At 50.0% G+C, this 15,848-nt stretch carries 11 protein-coding genes; all 11 read left to right on the top strand.

All coding sequences use genetic code 11. The features are described from left to right. The first annotated feature begins 290 nt into the window (after window positions 1-290). Window positions 291-938, top strand: a complete 648-nt coding sequence (locus tag ACNI23_RS19080; RefSeq protein WP_015850605.1) for a succinate dehydrogenase/fumarate reductase transmembrane subunit — start codon at window positions 291-293, stop codon at window positions 936-938. Between the two features lie 13 nt (window positions 939-951). After that, window positions 952-2,805 (top strand): fumarate reductase flavoprotein subunit, encoded by a 1,854-nt coding sequence (locus tag ACNI23_RS19075; protein WP_420250853.1) that lies wholly within the window; start codon window positions 952-954, stop codon window positions 2,803-2,805. A gap of 20 nt (window positions 2,806-2,825) precedes the next feature. Beyond that, window positions 2,826-3,563, top strand: a complete 738-nt coding sequence (locus ACNI23_RS19070) for a fumarate reductase iron-sulfur subunit (protein WP_420250852.1) — start codon at window positions 2,826-2,828, stop codon at window positions 3,561-3,563. A 3-nt stretch (window positions 3,564-3,566) separates the two neighbouring features. Next, window positions 3,567-4,406: a fumarate hydratase gene (locus ACNI23_RS19065; protein WP_420250851.1), complete on the top strand. Its 840-nt coding sequence runs from the start codon at window positions 3,567-3,569 to the stop codon at window positions 4,404-4,406. Further along, complete coding sequence (locus tag ACNI23_RS19060) at window positions 4,406-4,963, top strand: Fe-S-containing hydro-lyase (RefSeq protein WP_420250850.1); 558 nt, start codon at window positions 4,406-4,408, stop codon at window positions 4,961-4,963. Before ACNI23_RS19065 ends, ACNI23_RS19060 begins: the two co-directional genes overlap by 1 nt. Window positions 4,964-5,002: 39 nt before the next feature. Then, window positions 5,003-6,322, top strand: a complete 1,320-nt coding sequence (locus ACNI23_RS19055) for a malic enzyme-like NAD(P)-binding protein (protein ID WP_420250849.1) — start codon at window positions 5,003-5,005, stop codon at window positions 6,320-6,322. A 220-nt stretch (window positions 6,323-6,542) separates the two neighbouring features. Beyond that, complete coding sequence (locus tag ACNI23_RS19050; protein WP_420250848.1) at window positions 6,543-8,075, top strand: SLC13 family permease; 1,533 nt, start codon at window positions 6,543-6,545, stop codon at window positions 8,073-8,075. 141 nt (window positions 8,076-8,216) lie between these two features. Then, the gene (locus ACNI23_RS19045; protein ID WP_420250847.1) at window positions 8,217-8,498 is read left to right on the top strand and encodes a hypothetical protein; all 282 of its coding nucleotides are present in this window, start codon (window positions 8,217-8,219) and stop codon (window positions 8,496-8,498) included. Between the two features lie 75 nt (window positions 8,499-8,573). Then, window positions 8,574-10,679 (top strand): phosphate acetyltransferase, encoded by a 2,106-nt coding sequence (gene pta / locus ACNI23_RS19040; protein ID WP_420250846.1) that lies wholly within the window; start codon window positions 8,574-8,576, stop codon window positions 10,677-10,679. A 69-nt stretch (window positions 10,680-10,748) separates the two neighbouring features. Continuing rightward, complete coding sequence (locus ACNI23_RS19035; protein WP_420250845.1) at window positions 10,749-11,813, top strand: linear amide C-N hydrolase; 1,065 nt, start codon at window positions 10,749-10,751, stop codon at window positions 11,811-11,813. Window positions 11,814-12,057: 244 nt separating this feature from the next. Next, entirely contained in the window at window positions 12,058-15,582 is a 3,525-nt protein-coding gene (gene nifJ / locus ACNI23_RS19030) for a pyruvate:ferredoxin (flavodoxin) oxidoreductase (protein WP_420250844.1), read from the top strand. Window positions 15,583-15,848: the final 266 nt, after the last annotated feature.

Genomic DNA, 15,848 nt, shown 5'->3' with positions numbered 1-15,848 from the left:
CTCTGCTCACTGCTATACAAACAGCCCGTTTTCGCTTGCGAAAACGGTTAATTCAGCTTGCTCATTACACAGATTCCTTTATCCATTTTCGAAAATATTCCCAATTAAGGGGATTATGCCTTTTAAGCCGGGTATTTAACCCGGTGACCGGACATCGGTTCGGGTGGTTTTCTGGGAAGTGGAGTTGCCGGTTCGCGACCGGCAGCGGTTCAGTACCACAGTACTCATGCTGATGAGGTCATGTTGGTAATCCATTAATGCGGGAGAAATTCCGTCAAAGGAGGATGATTATGGCTGTAAATGTAGGTATGCACGTGGCGCGTCCAGGGAAAAGGGATGCGGTCCTCGACTGGCTGCAAATGCTTACTGGGGCCGGACTTGTGGCTTTTATGTGGTGTCACATGATTCTGGTGTCCTCGGTAGTCATTTCGCCCAAGATTATGAACGCCATTGCTCATTTCTTTGAAGCAACATATATGGCGCAGGTCGGTGGCCCTTTGATTTTCTTAACTTTTTTGCTACATTTCGCTCTGGCGGCGAGAAAGATACCTTTCCGTGCGGAAGGGCAGGCAACCATATTGCAGCATGCACAGATGCTGAAGCATCGTGACACCTGGCTTTGGGTTGTGCAGGCCGTGACCGCAATGGTCATCCTCGTAATGGGTGCCATCCACATGTGGGTTGTACTCAATGATCTTCCCATTACTGCCGCAAAGTCGGCGGCCCGCGTAGCTGAAGGCGGATGGATGCTCTTCTATCTGGTCCTTCTGCCCTGCGTTGAACTTCACGTCAGCGTTGGCTTTTACCGCATTGGTGTTAAATGGGGATTCATCAGGACTGAGAACAGGCAGCAGGCTAAGAAGCTTGAATCCATTCTCTTTGCGACCTTTATGGTCATCGGCATCATCACCCTGATCAGGTTCATCACTTTAAGTTAAACGGGGTTCTTAAATGCAAACATATTACTCTGATCTCCTTGTTATCGGCGCCGGATTGGCGGGCGAGCGCGTGGCTGTGGAGGCGGCCCAGGAAGGTTTTGATGTAATCTGTCTCTCAATTGTCCCGGCACGCCGATCTCATTCATCGGCAGCACAGGGCGGCATGCAGGCCGCTCTGGGTAACTGTGCCAAGGGCGAGGGAGACAACGTAGACGTTCACTTCGGCGACACTGTTCGCGGTTCCGACTGGGGCTGTGACCAGGAAGTGGCCCGTCTTTTCGCAGACGCAGCTCCCATTGAGATGCGCAGACTTGCACACTGGGGTGTGCCCTGGAACCGAGTTGTTCCCGGTAAATCCTTCTATTTCAAAGGTGGCGAGAAATTTGAAAAAGAAGAAAAAGAAGAAAAGCGCGGCCTGATCACGGCCCGTTCCTTTGGCGGTACCGCTAAATGGCGTACCTGCTACACTTCCGATGGAACCGGACATGCGGTCATGTGCACCATGGACAACCGCTGTGCCGAACTCGGGATTGATGTTTTTGACCGCAAGGAAGCTATTTCCCTCATTCATGACGGCGATAAGTGTACCGGTGCGGTTGTCCGCTGCCTGCGTACGGGCGAACTGGAAGTGTTCCTTTCCAAGGCCACTGCCATCTGCACAGGCGGTTTCGGACGTATCTATAAGGCAACAACCAACGCAGTTATCTGTGATGGCGGCGGGCACATTATTGCTCACGATACCGGTGTAGTACCTATCGGTAACCCGGAAGCAATTCAGTTCCACCCCACCGGAATCGTACCCACCGATATTCTGGTAACCGAAGGTTGCCGCGGTGACGGCGGTACGCTCCTTGACGTCAACGAAGAAAGGTTCATGAACATCTATGAACCGGAAAAAGCCGAACTGGCTTCCCGTGACGTTGTTTCCCGCTGGATGACTCACCATATGCGTCAGGGCAAGGGTGTTAAATCCGCTTACGGCGAACACCTCTGGCTGGATATCCGTCATCTCGGAGACAAACATATCTCCACTAAACTGCGTGAAGTGGATGAAATCTGCCATCACTTCCTTAATGTTGACCCCCGCAAACAGCTCATCCCGGTCCGTCCGACCCAGCATTACACCATGGCTGGCGTGCGTACCGATAAAGATGGAGCCGTTTACGGACTCAAGGGTTTGTTCTCCGCCGGTGAGGCAGCCTGCTGGGATATGCACGGCTTCAACCGTCTCGGCGGAAACTCACTTGCTGAAACCGTTGTTGCAGGCGGTATCATCGGTTCCAAGATCGTTGAATTCCTCAAGGGTTACGAGACCGATTTCAAAACTTCCCTGGTTGCTGAAGCCGTTCGCAAACAGCAGGATCGTATTGAGAAGCTGCGCAGCGGTGCCAACGGTAAGGAAAATGTCTACAAAGTGCGTGAAGAAATGCAGGATGCCCTCATGGAAGGCTGCTTTGTATTCAGAAACGATGCCGGACTCAAAAAATGTATTGATACCTTGCAGGGTACTCTTGAAAAAGCCCGCAATGTCGGCCTTGTCTCCGACGGTCTGGGTGCAAACCATGAATTGGCTGCGGCCCTTAAGATCGAAGGTCAGGTCAAACTGGGCCTGTGTATCGCCAAGGCTGCTCTTGAACGTACTGAAAGCCGTGGTTCCCACAACCGTGAGGATTACACCGCTCGTGATGACAAGAACTGGCTGAACAGGACTCTGGCTTACTGGCGTGAAGGCGCTGATATGCCTGAACTGCAGTACGAAGATGCGACTCCCTGTTACGAGATTCCTCCGGGAGACCGTGGTTATGGCGGCGGTTCCATCATCGAAGCCGACAAGGCCGAGATTGAAGCCAAGATGATCAAGAAATAACCCCTGACAAGGATATAAAAATGAGCAGACAACTCGAATTTGATATATTCCGCTACAATCCTCAGGATAAGGGGTCGGTTCCGCACATGCAGACCTTTGTGCTGGATGAAACCGAGAACATGACCCTGTTTATCGCGCTGAACCGTCTGCGCGAGGAGCAGGACCCCGGCCTGATTTTTGACTTCTGTTGCCGTGCCGGTATTTGCGGTGCCTGTGCAATGGTGGTCAACGGTAAACCCCGTCTGGCATGCCAGACCAAAACCGTTGACCTTCCTGAACGCATAACCCTGCTGCCCCTACCCGTATATAAACTGATCGGAGACCTTTCAGTTGATACCGGTGTCTGGTTCAGGGAAATGTATCAGACCACAGAATCATGGATTCACACCAATAAAACCTTTGATCCCAATGCTCTTGAAGAGCGTATGGAGAATGAGGTGGCCGAGCAGATCTACGAACTGGAACGCTGCATTGAATGCGGCTGCTGTGTTGCCGCTTGCGGTACCGCACGCCTTCGTGACGATTTCCTCGGTGCAGCATCCCTGAACCGCGTAGCGCGCTTCGTAGTCGATCCTCGTGATAAGCGTACTGACCGCGATTACTTTGAAATTATCGGTAATGATGAAGGTATCTTCGGTTGCATGGGCCTGCTCGGTTGCGAAGATGTCTGTCCCAAGAATCTTCCGCTGCAGAACCAGCTCGGTTTCCTGCGCCGCAAGATGGGTATCACCGCAATCAAGGAAATATTCAGGAAGTAAGCTATGCGTACCATTAAAGCTGAACAGGTTATCGATGCCGTGGCGAAAATGTGCGTAAGCGCAAACCGCTACCTGCCTGAAGACGTGAAAAAGCGTTTTAACGAATGCGCTGCAGCCGAGGATTCCCCTGCTGCCAAGGAAGTGTTCAGGCAGATTAAGGAAAACTGGGAGTTGGCTGCTGAATCCGGGCTGCCGCTTTGTCAGGATACCGGACTGGCTGTCTTCATCGTTGAAATGGGTGAAGATGTGCGGGTTGAAGGCATGAACATCCGTGACGCCATCAACGAAGGTACCCGTAAAGGTTACGAGGAAGGATTCCTGCGCAAGTCTTCTTGCGATCCTCTGACCCGTGCCAATACCAAGGACAATACCCCTGCCATCATCCATTTTGACATTGTTCCCGGTGACAAGATCAAAATCACTTTCATGGCTAAGGGCGGCGGTTCCGAGAATATGAGCCGGGTGACCATGCTCGCTCCGGCACAGGGCTGGGAAGGCATCAAGAAATTCGTCATCGAGCGTGTTGCCGAAGCCGGACCCAACCCCTGCCCCCCGACAATGGTCGGTATCGGCGTAGGTGGAACCTTTGAATATTCCGCACTGCTGGCTAAAAAATCCCTGATGCGCAAAGTGGGCGAGCCCCATCCCGATCCTGAGATTGCCAAGCTGGAAGCTGAGCTCATGGAAGAGATCAACAAGCTCGGTATCGGTCCCATGGGGCTGGGCGGCAAGACAACCGTCTTTGACGTGAAGATTGAAATGCGCCCCTGCCACATTGCGTCCCTGCCGCTGGCGGTGAACATCCAGTGCCATTCTTCAAGGCACGAGGAGGTGGAACTCTAATGGCTGAATACAAACTCACCACCCCGCTTACTGATGAAGATATGGTCCAGCTCAAGGCCGGAGATGTGGTCAAATTGACCGGAACCATCTACACCGCCCGCGATGCTGCCCACAAAAGGCTTTGCGACCTGCTTGATAAAGGAGAGGATCTGCCTTTCGATTTGAAAGGATCGGTGGTTTATTACGTAGGTCCAAGTCCGGCCCCTCCGGGCAGGCCTATCGGTTCTGCCGGCCCGACCACAAGTTACCGCATGGATACCTATGCACCCCGTCTGCACAGTCTCGGCCAGAAGGCCAGCATCGGCAAAGGGAAGCGTAATGATGAGGTCAAGCAGGCCCTGAAGGACTATAAAGCTGTTTATTTCGGAGCTACCGGAGGTGCTGGTGCTCTGCTTTCCATGTGCATCAAGGAAGCGAAAGTTATCGCTTTTGATGAACTTGGCCCCGAAGCCATCCGGGAATTGACTGTTGAGGATTTCCCTCTGCTGGTCATCAATGATTCCCACGGTGGCGAATTGTACGCCGTCCCCGATCGTAAGGCGGCTGGTCTTGAGTAAACGTCGGAATTTGCAACCGACTAATTAAGGAGAATACTAATGGCTCTTTTCACTAAACAGGAAGCTCTCGATTATCATTCCAAAGGTAGAAGAGGTAAAGTGGAAGTCGTTCCCGTAAAACCTTGCAATACCCAGAAAGACCTTTCCATGGCTTACAGCCCCGGTGTTGCCGAAGCCTGTAAGGAAATTGCTGAAGATAAAGAGAAATCCTATCTCTACACCGGTCGTGGAAACCTTGTTGCGGTTGTTTCCAACGGTACTGCAGTTCTCGGTCTTGGTAATATCGGTCCCGAAGCCGGTAAACCGGTTATGGAAGGTAAGGGCGTTCTCTTCAAGGTTTTTGCAGACGTTGACGTTTACGACATCAACCTCGACGTTACTGATCCTGATGAGCTTTGCAACATCGTAAAAGCTCTTGAGCCTACCTTCGGCGGTATCAACCTCGAAGATATCAAGGCTCCTGAATGCTTCTACATTGAAGAAAAGCTTAAAAAAGAAATGAATATTCCGGTTTTCCACGATGACCAGCACGGTACTGCGATTATTTCCGGTGCAGGACTGATCAACGCAGCTGAAATCACCGGTAAGAAAATCGAAGATATGCGTCTGGTTGTTTCCGGCGCAGGTGCTGCGGCTGTGGCCTGCACCAACTTTTATATGTCTTTGGGTATCAAACGTGAAAACGTTGCTATGTTCGACTCTCGCGGCCACATCAACAAGAGTCGTGAAGGACTCAATGAGCAGAAGCTTCAGTTTGCAACTGACAAGGAATACAAAGACCTTGCAGACGCAATGAAGGGTGCCGACCTTTTCCTCGGTCTTTCCGTCAAGGGAATGGTCACCAAAGACATGGTCAAATCCATGGCTGACTCTCCGATCATCTTCGCATGCGCGAACCCCGATCCGGAAATCTCCTACACCGATGCTAAGGAAGCCCGTCCTGACGCAATCATGGGTACCGGACGTTCCGACTTCCCCAACCAGGTTAACAATGTTCTCGGTTTCCCCTTCATCTTCCGCGGTGCACTTGATGTAAACGCCAGTGCCATCAATGAAGAAATGAAGATTGCTGCAGCAACTGCTCTTGCTGCACTGGCAAAAGAACCGGCTCCGGATTATGTCTGCGAAGCTTACGGTGTGGATAAGCTTGAATTCGGCATCGACTACATTATTCCCAAACCGCTCGACCTGCGTCTGATCGAATGGGAATCCGCTGCTGTTGCACAGGCTGCAATGGATACCGGTGTAGCACGCAAGAAGATTGATATCGAAGAATACAAGAAAGAACTGCGCGCACGTCTGGCTGCTTCCAGAAAACGCGTTGGTGAGTTTCTCGAGACTTATGATCTCGATATCTAATTCTGCTTGAAGAATTGAATTGAAAACAATCCCTCCCGGCCTTTCGGGGCCGGGAGGATACAAATTGGTGATGAGGTCCTGTATGTAAAGTATCGGCAGTCCTGACGGATCAGGCAGGTGTTTTCCAGATGCGCTGACAACCCGATTTTGGTGTCTATCATTTTCGGGGCAGAAGGAAGCATTGTTCCGTGGGGGAGGCCACAAGCTCAAGTGAGGGACTATGAGCGATCAACAAGACAGTGGTAACGGACGTAGGATCGGTTTTTTCTTAGGGCCGATAGTTTTTCTACTCATGCTTTTTCTTCCGGTTCCTGATGGAATGAATCCGGCAGCGTGGAAAGTTGCGGCAGTAACGGCCCTGATGGCTATCTGGTGGATTACCGAAGCTATTCCTATACCGGCAACATCTTTAATTCCTATTGCCTTATTCCCGCTGCTGGGTATTGTTAAATCCGCAGCGGCCTGTGCTCCTTATGCTAACCATCTTATTTATTTGTTCATGGGTGGCTTCTTTCTGGCTGTAACCATGGAAAGGTGGAACCTGCACAGGCGCATTGCCCTGCATACCATTAAAACAGTGGGAACCAGTCCCGGGCGCATGATCCTCGGATTCATGATTGCTACCGGGTTCCTTTCCATGTGGGTTTCCAACACCGCAACAACCATGATGATGGTTCCTATCGGTCTGGCTGTTATTCAGCAGGCCACAGGTTTTGATTCCAAAGATCTTAGAGCCTGTGCCAATGCAGGTCCTGAATCCAACTTCGGTAAATGTCTCATGCTCGGTATTGCCTATGCTGCTTCCATGGGTGGTGTCGGTACCATTATCGGTACTCCTCCTAATACCGTAATGGTCGGTATGGTGGATAAAATGTATGGTGTCCACATTGGATTCGGCCAGTGGATGCTTTACGGTGTTCCTCTTGCAACAATTATGATCGGCCTTTCATGGTGGCTGTTGACCAAAGTCCTTTTTCCTTCCAAAGGATTGGAACTTGCTGGCGGTGAAGCCATTATTGATAGGGAAATCGAAGCACTTGGACCCATGTCCAAGGAAGAGAAGTACATCGTTATTGTTGGTTGTTTCGTTGCAGCATTCTGGTTGTCCCGGGGATTCATGAAACCTCTGGTTAAGGACTTCTGGCCTAACTTCGGTTATGTGCACGATGCTACCATCGGTATTCTCGGTTCATTGATCCTGTTTGCTATTCCTACCAATTTCAAGAAAGGCGAATTCCTTCTTGATTGGAAAACCGCAGTTAAAATTCCTTGGGACGTAATTCTGCTCTTTGGTGGTGGTTTGGCAATTGCCAACGGCTTCTCAAAGACCGGTCTGGCAACCTATATTGCATCAAGATTGACCATGCTCGATGGTATGACTCTCCTGATGTTCGTTGCTATCGTGGTCCTGATAACTATCTTCTTAACTGAAATCACATCCAATACCGCCACCGCGACTTTGCTCGTACCCATTATGGGTAGTGCGGCAATCGCCATGGGCGTTCATCCTTTTGCCACCATCGTTGGTGCCTGTGTTGCAGCTTCCTTTGCATTCATGCTTCCGGTTGCGACTCCGCCAAACGCCGTTGTGTTCGGTTCCGGTTGTGTGAGCATCAAACAGATGGCATCAGCTGGTTTCTGGCTCAACATGATCGGTGCGGTCCTGATCACTCTTTCTGTGGTCTATCTGCTTCCGGTTCTTTGGGGCATCAATTTAAGTGTCCTCCCAGACTGGGCTGTTATGCCTAAGTAACACCCCCTACGTTTCCGGGCGGATTTTTCCGCCCGGAAACTGATTTCTAAAGTTATTTAAAATAGTTCTTTGATATTTCTCTGCAGCCGTATGGTTGCGGATTCCATATCTGCGTCCGAAATTCGGACCGGGAGACACCGGATGTTCCGCAAGCATCCTCCGGCAGGGTCACAACCTGTTTGCCTTTTAGCGCTACAAAGGGTTGCAGCTTATATTCAAGGCAGCACGGCGGACCTCATCAGCACCTCCAGTGGCCGCTGCCGGGTGTCTCCGAACCAGACGTTTGATAAAGCGCTATCTGCTTTGTTGCTGCGAAAAAGGCTGAAACTCACGTATGTTTGGATACGCATCGTTCCAGCCTTTTTCTTGCGCCTCGCATCTAGCACTTTCTTAAACGTCTGGCAGATGGAGCTTTTTCCGTGACCTGATTGACGTGATTAAAAATGAAAGATTTGGTATTAGTTAATTCCCACGCAGTAACAGAATTCAGGAGAAAGAATGTCTAAGAGCTTATACATTGCGGCGACAGAGGCCCGGAGCGGAAAATCTGCAATTGTTCTCGGGGTTATGCAGCTGCTTTTGACCCACCTGCGTAAGGTGGCGATTTTCAGACCCATCATTCACGACAACTTCCATGAACGCGATCACGATATTGATCTTATTCTGCGTCATTTTAAACTTCCGCAGGAATACAAAACCACCTACGCCTATACCCAGAGTGAGGCCACACGTCTGCTTAATGATGGTAAGCATTCGTTGCTTATGGAAAACATTCTCGATCGCTTCAAGAAGCTGGAAGAGGATTATGATTTCGTACTCTGCGAGGGAACAGATTATCTCGGGGGCGAGGCGGCAGTTGAATTTGAGATAAATCTTGATGTAGCCAGTAATCTGGGCTGTCCGGTTCTGGCAGTACTCAATGCTATGGACAGTTACGAAGATGAAATCTGCGATCTTGCCAACCGCACCGTTGCCATGTTTGAGGAAAAAGGGCTGGATGTTATTTCGGTCATGGTCAACCGTGCAGCAAAGGAATTTTCGCCGGATCTTGGTGAAAGGCTGAGGCGCTGCCTCAAGAGTGAGAGTCATCCATTGGTCTACGTTCTGCCCGACGATAAGAGGCTTGGCAATCCGACTATGTCTGACGTTGTTAAATGGCTGGACTGCCGTGTGCTTTATGGACGTGAACGCCTTGATACGCCCATCGATAATTACGTGGTTGCGGCCATGCAGATTGAGAATTTTCTTAAATACGTGAATGACGGAAGTCTTATCATTACTCCCGGCGACCGTTCTGATATTATTCTAGCCAGTTTATCCTCACGTCTTTCCGATGCTTATCCCAATGTTTCCGGAATTCTGCTTACCGGCGGAATCAAACCGGCTATGACCGTCCATCATTTAATAGAAGGATGGAAGGGCGTTCCCTTGCCAATTCTCGTTGCGCCGGGCCATACCCATAAGACCGCCCAGATCCTGCGCGGCCTGCACGGTAAGATCGATCCTGAAAATCAGGTTAAGGTACTTTCGGCCATGGGGCTTTTCGAGACCTGCGTGGATTCCCACGAATTGCAGCAGAAGTTGGTTTCCAGCCGTTCCACAAGGATCACGCCTTATATGTTCGAGCACACCCTGCTGCACAAGGCTCGTGAAAATAAGCAGCGCATAGTTCTGCCCGAAGGCAAGGAAGAGCGCATCCTGCGGGCTGCGGATATACTGCGCCGCAGGGATGTTGTTAATCTTACCCTGCTTGGAAACGAGGAGGAGATTAAGAAGACTGCTTCGGATATAGGCATCAGCCTGAACGGCATTGAAATTGTTGATCCGGTAAATTCAGAGCATTTTGACCGTTTTGTGGATGAGTATTTCGAGCTGCGCAAGCACAAGTGCATTGTAAAGGATGATGCTCGTGACCGCATGAGCGATCCCACTTACTTCGGGACCATGATGGTGTATACAGGAGTGGCTGACGGGATGGTTTCCGGTTCCATCACGACTACAGCCCAGACTATCCGTCCGGCCTTTGAGTTCATTAAGACTAAACCCGGTTTTTCCATTGTTTCCAGTGTATTCCTCATGTGCCAGAATGATCGGGTCATGGCGTATGGTGACTGTGCGGTGAATCCCAATCCAAATGCACAGGAACTTGCTGAGATTGCAATCAGCTCGGCCCATACAGCTAAGATTTTCGGCATTGAACCAAAGGTTGCCATGCTTTCTTATTCCACCGGGGAGTCCGGTAAGGGACAGTCTGTGGATAAAGTTAAAGAGGCTACTGAGCTGGTCCGCAAAATAGCGCCAGAAATAGCCGTGGAAGGGCCATTGCAGTTTGATGCCGCCGTGGATCCGGATGTTGCTGCCGAGCTTATGCCGGATAGCGATGTTGCCGGACAGGCCACTGTTTTGATTTTCCCGGATTTGAATACCGGGAACAATACCTACAAGGCCGTGCAGCGGTCGCAGCCGGAATCTGTTGCCATCGGTCCGATTTTGCAGGGCTTGAAAAAACCGGTCAACGACCTGAGTCGCGGATGTACTGTGCGTGATGTAGTCAATACTGTGGCTATTACCGCTATTCAGGCCATTGCGGAAAAGGGGATATAAAAAGAAAAGTCTAACTTAAACCGAGCGGAAAACCGTTCTACATCGTTCACTTGATGAGGAGATGGAAAAATGAAAATCAAATCATGTAGTTTAATGCAGTGTTGGTTTTTATGCCTTTCTCTGGTTGCTGTAATGGTGTTGTCTATATCTGTGCAGTCTGCATGGTCCTGCTCTCGTATTTTGTATGAAACGGGAACAGGAACATACATCACAGGCAGAAGTATGGATTGGAGTGACCCTACAGCAAAGACTCGTCTGTGGGTTTTTCCACGAGGTATGGTTCGTGACGGAGGGACAGGCAAGAAAGCTATAAAATGGATTTCAAAGTATGGCTCAGTAGTTACTTCTTTTTATGATATAGCAACGGCCGATGGTATGAACGAAGTCGGACTTGCCGGGAATGTGCTTTACCTTGCCGAAACTGACTACGGTAATGCATCCAAAACCGGAAAAGCTACCATCAAAGTCGGTGCATGGTTGCAGTATTATTTGGATAACTTCGCTACGGTAAAAGAAGCTGTCCATGCTATGGTGCCTCCTCCGTTTTCTGTCGTGGCGCCTACTTTACCAAATGGGCGGGAAGCCACTGTGCATATCTCTTTGTCCGATGTTACAGGGGATTCTGCCATTTTTGAGTATTTAAGTGGAAAGCTCATAATCCATCACGGCTCGGGCTATAAGGTTATGACCAATTCTCCCACTTACGATCAGCAGCTTGCATTGAATGCCTACTGGGATCAGATAGGCGGAAACTATTTTTTACCGGGCACAATCAGTGCTGCCGACCGCTTCGTAAGGTTAAGTTACAATCTTAAATCCTCGCCAAAATTTAAAGAGCCTAAGCTCGCGGTAGCTTCTGTCTTCTCACAAATGCGTGCGATCAGCGTCCCTCTCGGTATGAGCGACCCTGATCATCCGAATATTGCCATGACTCTTTGGCGGACTGTTTCGGATCAAGGCTCGAAAGTATACTACTTTGACTCAGCCATCATGCCTGCTGTGTGTTGGGTGGATTTCAGTAAAGTGGATTTCAAGAAAGGTTCGGGAGTAAGACAGATTGATATCGGTCCGGAGACAGAACTCGCAAATGAGGTTTCCTCGAAATTCATAACTGCGGAACCTTTTAAATGGTAGCATTGTAATAAATTACCGTGAAAATCATTTTATGTGATTGAATGCACTTCCAAAGAGTTTTCTGACCCTGGAGTCTGAATATGAACCTTGCAAGTGCCGGTGTTTCAGGCATTTTGAACGGCTGACCAACTTTTTGCATTTATCAGCCCGGAAGCAGTGAAATACGGGTAGGCAACGCGTATGGTCATGTGTTACACTTTTCGACGCACGCCTTCCCAACCATAAAGACACGGAGAATAATGTAATGGCAAAAAAAATGAAAACCATGGATGGTAACCAAGCCGCTTCCTACGTAGCCTATGCTATGTGTGAAACAGCAGCCATCTATCCTATTACCCCTTCATCCCCCATGGCCGAACTGGCTGACGAGTGGGCTGTTCAGGGTCTGAAGAATATTTTCGATACCACCATGGAAGTCCGCGAGTTGCAGTCAGAAGCCGGTGCTGCCGGTGCTCTGCACGGTGCTCTGGCTGCAGGTAACCTTTCCTGTACCTTCACCGCATCTCAGGGTCTGCTGCTGATGATCCCCAACATGTACAAGATTGCGGGTGAACTTCTTCCGACTGTTTTCCATGTATCCGCTCGCGCAATTGCCGGACAGGCTTTGTCCATCTTCGGTGACCATCAGGACGTAATGGCCTGTCGTCAGACCGGATTTGCAATGCTCGCTTCCAACTCTGTTCAGGAAGCTCTCGACCTCGCGCTGGTTTCCCACCTCGCTACCGTTGAATCCAGCATTCCTTTTGTTCACTTTTTCGACGGTTTCAGAACTTCCCACGAAGTTCAGAAAATTGAGCTGATCGATTACGAAGAAATGGCCGCGGCCCTTAACTGGGATAAAGTTCGTGATTTCCGCGACCGTTCTCTTAATCCTGAGCACCCGCATACCCGTGGTACCGCCCAGAACCCGGACATCTACTTCCAGGCCACTGAAGCAATCAACCCCTACCGTGACGCAGTTCCCGGTTATGTTGAAGATGCTATGGCTAAAGTTAAGGATATCACCGGTCGTGAATACAAACTTTTCGACTATGTAGGTCATCCCGAAGCGGAAGACGTTGTTGTTGCTATGGGTTCCGGCTGTGAAGCAATTGAGGAAACCATTGAAAAGCTGGTTGCTGAAGGCCAGAAAGTCGGTCTGGTAAAAGTACGTCTCTACCGTCCTTTCTCCATCGAACATCTCGGTCGCGCTATTCCCGCAACCTGCCAGCAGATCACCGTTCTGGACCGCACCAAAGAAGGTGGCGCCATCGGTGAACCTCTGTACCTCGATGTTTGCACCGCACTGAAGGAAATGAACATCGACCTGCCCGTTTACGCAGGACGCTACGGTCTCGGCTCCAAGGAATTCACTCCTGCCATGATCAAGGCAGTCTACGACAACATGAAGTCTCTGGCCCCCAGACACCACTTCACTGTTGGCATTACCGACGACGTAACCCGTCTTTCCCTCGAAGTTGGCGAAAGCATCGATACTACTCCCGAAGGCACTGTTCAGTGTAAGTTCTGGGGGCTCGGTTCCGATGGTACTGTCGGTGCAAACAAGCAGGCCATTAAAATTATCGGTGATAAAACCGACATGTACGCACAGGGATACTTCGCTTACGACTCCAAAAAGTCCGGCGGTATCACCGTATCCCATCTGCGTTTCGGTAAAAGCCCCATTAAATCAACATACCTTGTTGAGATTGCGGACTTCATCGCCTGTCACAACCCCAGCTACGTAAAGCTTTACGATCTGCTGGACGGCATCCGTGAAGGCGGAACCTTCCTGCTGAACACCAGCATGGGACTTGAAGAGCTGGAAGCTGAACTGCCCGCAAAATTGCGCCGCAAGATTGCGCAGAACAATCTCAAGTTCTACGTCATCGACGGTGTTAAGATCGCTGGTGAAGTTGGACTCGGCGGGCGTATCAACATGGTAATGCAGACCGCATTCTTCAAGCTGGCAAACGTTATTCCTTTTGAAGATGCAGTCAAATACCTCAAAGAATCCATTCAGACCGCTTACGGCAAGAAGGGCGAAAAGATCGTCAACATGAACAACGCAGCAGTTGATCAGGCCGAAGCAAATCTGATTGAAATTAAATATCCCGAAAGCTGGGCAACCGCAGAAGATGAAGAAGCTCCTGAAGTTCTCGAGCCTGAATTCATCACTGACGTTGTTAAGCCCATACTTGCCCAGAAAGGTGACGATCTTCCGGTCAGCGCATTTTCTCCTGACGGACGTTTCCCCATGGGTACCTCCCGCTTTGAAAAACGCGGTGTTGCCATCATGGTTCCCGAGTGGATCAAAGATAACTGCATTCAGTGCAACCAGTGCTCCTTCGTCTGCCCTCACAGTGCTCTTCGCCCCGTTCTTGTAGACGAAGAAGAAATGAAGATTGCACCTGAGTCCTTTGAAACCATGGACGCCAAAGGCAAGGGCATGGAAGGTTTCAAGTATCGTATGCAGGTTAACACCCTTGATTGTCAGGGTTGCGGTAACTGCGCTGATATCTGCCCGGCCAAGGAAAAGGCTCTGGTCATGAAGCCGCTGGCAACTCAGACCGAGAAGGAAGTTCCCAACTACGACTTCTCCGAAATCGTATCCTTCAAGGATCAGATCCTGCCTCGCTCCAGCGTTAAAGGCAGCCAGTTCCAGCAGTCCCTCATGGAATTCTCCGGCGCATGTGCCGGTTGCGGTGAAACTCCTTACGTTAAGGTCCTCACCCAGCTCTTCGGCGAACGCATGATCATTGCTAACGCCACCGGTTGTACTTCCATCTGGGGCGCTTCCGCACCTTCCACTGCTTACTGCGAGAACCTCGAAGGTCACGGTCCTGCATGGGGTAACTCCCTGTTCGAAGATGCCGCTGAATACGGCTTCGGTATGGAAATGGCTATCTCCAACCGTCGCGACCGTCTGAAAATGCAGATGGAACAGGCTCTTGAGCTGGACATCACTGACGAACTCAAAGAAGCCCTCAAAGGCTGGATTGAAAACAAGGATGATGCTGCCAAGTCCCTCGAATACGGAGACAAGCTGCGTGAACTCCTTGCTGTAGAAGCTGACAACTACGACCTGCTGCTTGAAATCGAAGAGCAGGAAGATATCTTCACCAAGAAGTCCGTATGGTGCTTCGGTGGTGACGGATGGGCCTACGACATCGGCTTCGGCGGTGTTGACCATGTTCTCGCTTCCGGCAAGGACATCAACATCCTCGTTATGGATACCGAAGTGTATTCCAACACTGGCGGTCAGGCTTCCAAAGCAACTCCGCTCGGATCTATTGCCAAGTTCGCAGCAGGTGGTAAGCATACCGCCAAGAAAGACCTTGGTCGCATGATGATGAGCTACGGCTACGTTTACGTTGCTTCCATCTCCATGGGTGCTAACAAGAATCAGGTCATGAAGGCTTTCCTTGAAGCTGAATCCTACCCCGGACCTTCTTTGATCATCGCTTACGCTCCCTGCATCAACCAGGGTATCCGTAAGGGTATGGGTAAAACCCAGCTCGAAGGTAAGCTTGCAGTTGAGTCCGGCTACTGGCCGCTTTACCGCTTTGATCCCCGCCGTGAAGAAAACGGCGAGAATCCGCTGGTTGTTGAATACAAAGAACCTGACGGAACCCTGCAGGAATTCCTTTCCGGTGAAAACCGCTACGCAATGCTTGAGCGTATGATGCCTGAAGCATCTAAGGAAATGCGTGCCGGCCTTGAAAAGGACTGCAAGCAGAGATACAAAATGCTTAAGCAGCTTTCCGAACTGGATTATTCTCACGAGTAATCAAGTCGCTGTAAAAGCTTTAGTACAAAACGAGGCCCCCGTATCCGATGGATGCGGGGGCCTTTTTTATTTTAAAGTCATATAATACAAGATGATCTTCTTTACGAGTTATGTTTAAAGTAGGTGTGATGTTGTTGTTCAGGTTTGTTATATTCTATTTTATGTTATAAATAGTATTTGCATCGTCCCTTCAGGGAACGAAAATCTATGCTATTGGACAGACAATAATGAGAAAGTACCTATTTATAATTGTAGTTGTAGTCATG

This window comes from Maridesulfovibrio pacificus (SeqCode) (genome assembly GCF_048612815.1).
GTDB classification, from domain to species: domain Bacteria; phylum Desulfobacterota; class Desulfovibrionia; order Desulfovibrionales; family Desulfovibrionaceae; genus Maridesulfovibrio; species Maridesulfovibrio pacificus.
The sequence above is the reverse complement of the archived record's forward strand: the minus strand, read 5'-3'. Positions and strand labels throughout refer to the sequence as shown.

Bases quoted from the DNA above. Each gene is read 5' to 3' on its own strand.
- ACNI23_RS19070 (WP_420250852.1), top strand. From the start codon at position 2,826: ATGAGCAGACAACTCGAATTTGATATATTCCGCTACAATCCTCAGGAT.
- ACNI23_RS19065 (WP_420250851.1), top strand. From the start codon at position 3,567: ATGCGTACCATTAAAGCTGAACAGGTTATCGATGCCGTGGCGAAAATG.
- ACNI23_RS19060 (WP_420250850.1), top strand. From the start codon at position 4,406: ATGGCTGAATACAAACTCACCACCCCGCTTACTGATGAAGATATGGTC.
- ACNI23_RS19050 (WP_420250848.1), top strand. From the start codon at position 6,543: ATGAGCGATCAACAAGACAGTGGTAACGGACGTAGGATCGGTTTTTTC.
- ACNI23_RS19045 (WP_420250847.1), top strand. From the start codon at position 8,217: ATGTTCCGCAAGCATCCTCCGGCAGGGTCACAACCTGTTTGCCTTTTA.
- ACNI23_RS19055 (WP_420250849.1), top strand. From the start codon at position 5,003: ATGGCTCTTTTCACTAAACAGGAAGCTCTCGATTATCATTCCAAAGGT.
- ACNI23_RS19075 (WP_420250853.1), top strand. From the start codon at position 952: ATGCAAACATATTACTCTGATCTCCTTGTTATCGGCGCCGGATTGGCG.
- ACNI23_RS19035 (WP_420250845.1), top strand. From the start codon at position 10,749: ATGAAAATCAAATCATGTAGTTTAATGCAGTGTTGGTTTTTATGCCTT.
- nifJ (WP_420250844.1), top strand. From the start codon at position 12,058: ATGGCAAAAAAAATGAAAACCATGGATGGTAACCAAGCCGCTTCCTAC.
- pta (WP_420250846.1), top strand. From the start codon at position 8,574: ATGTCTAAGAGCTTATACATTGCGGCGACAGAGGCCCGGAGCGGAAAA.
- ACNI23_RS19080 (WP_015850605.1), top strand. From the start codon at position 291: ATGGCTGTAAATGTAGGTATGCACGTGGCGCGTCCAGGGAAAAGGGAT.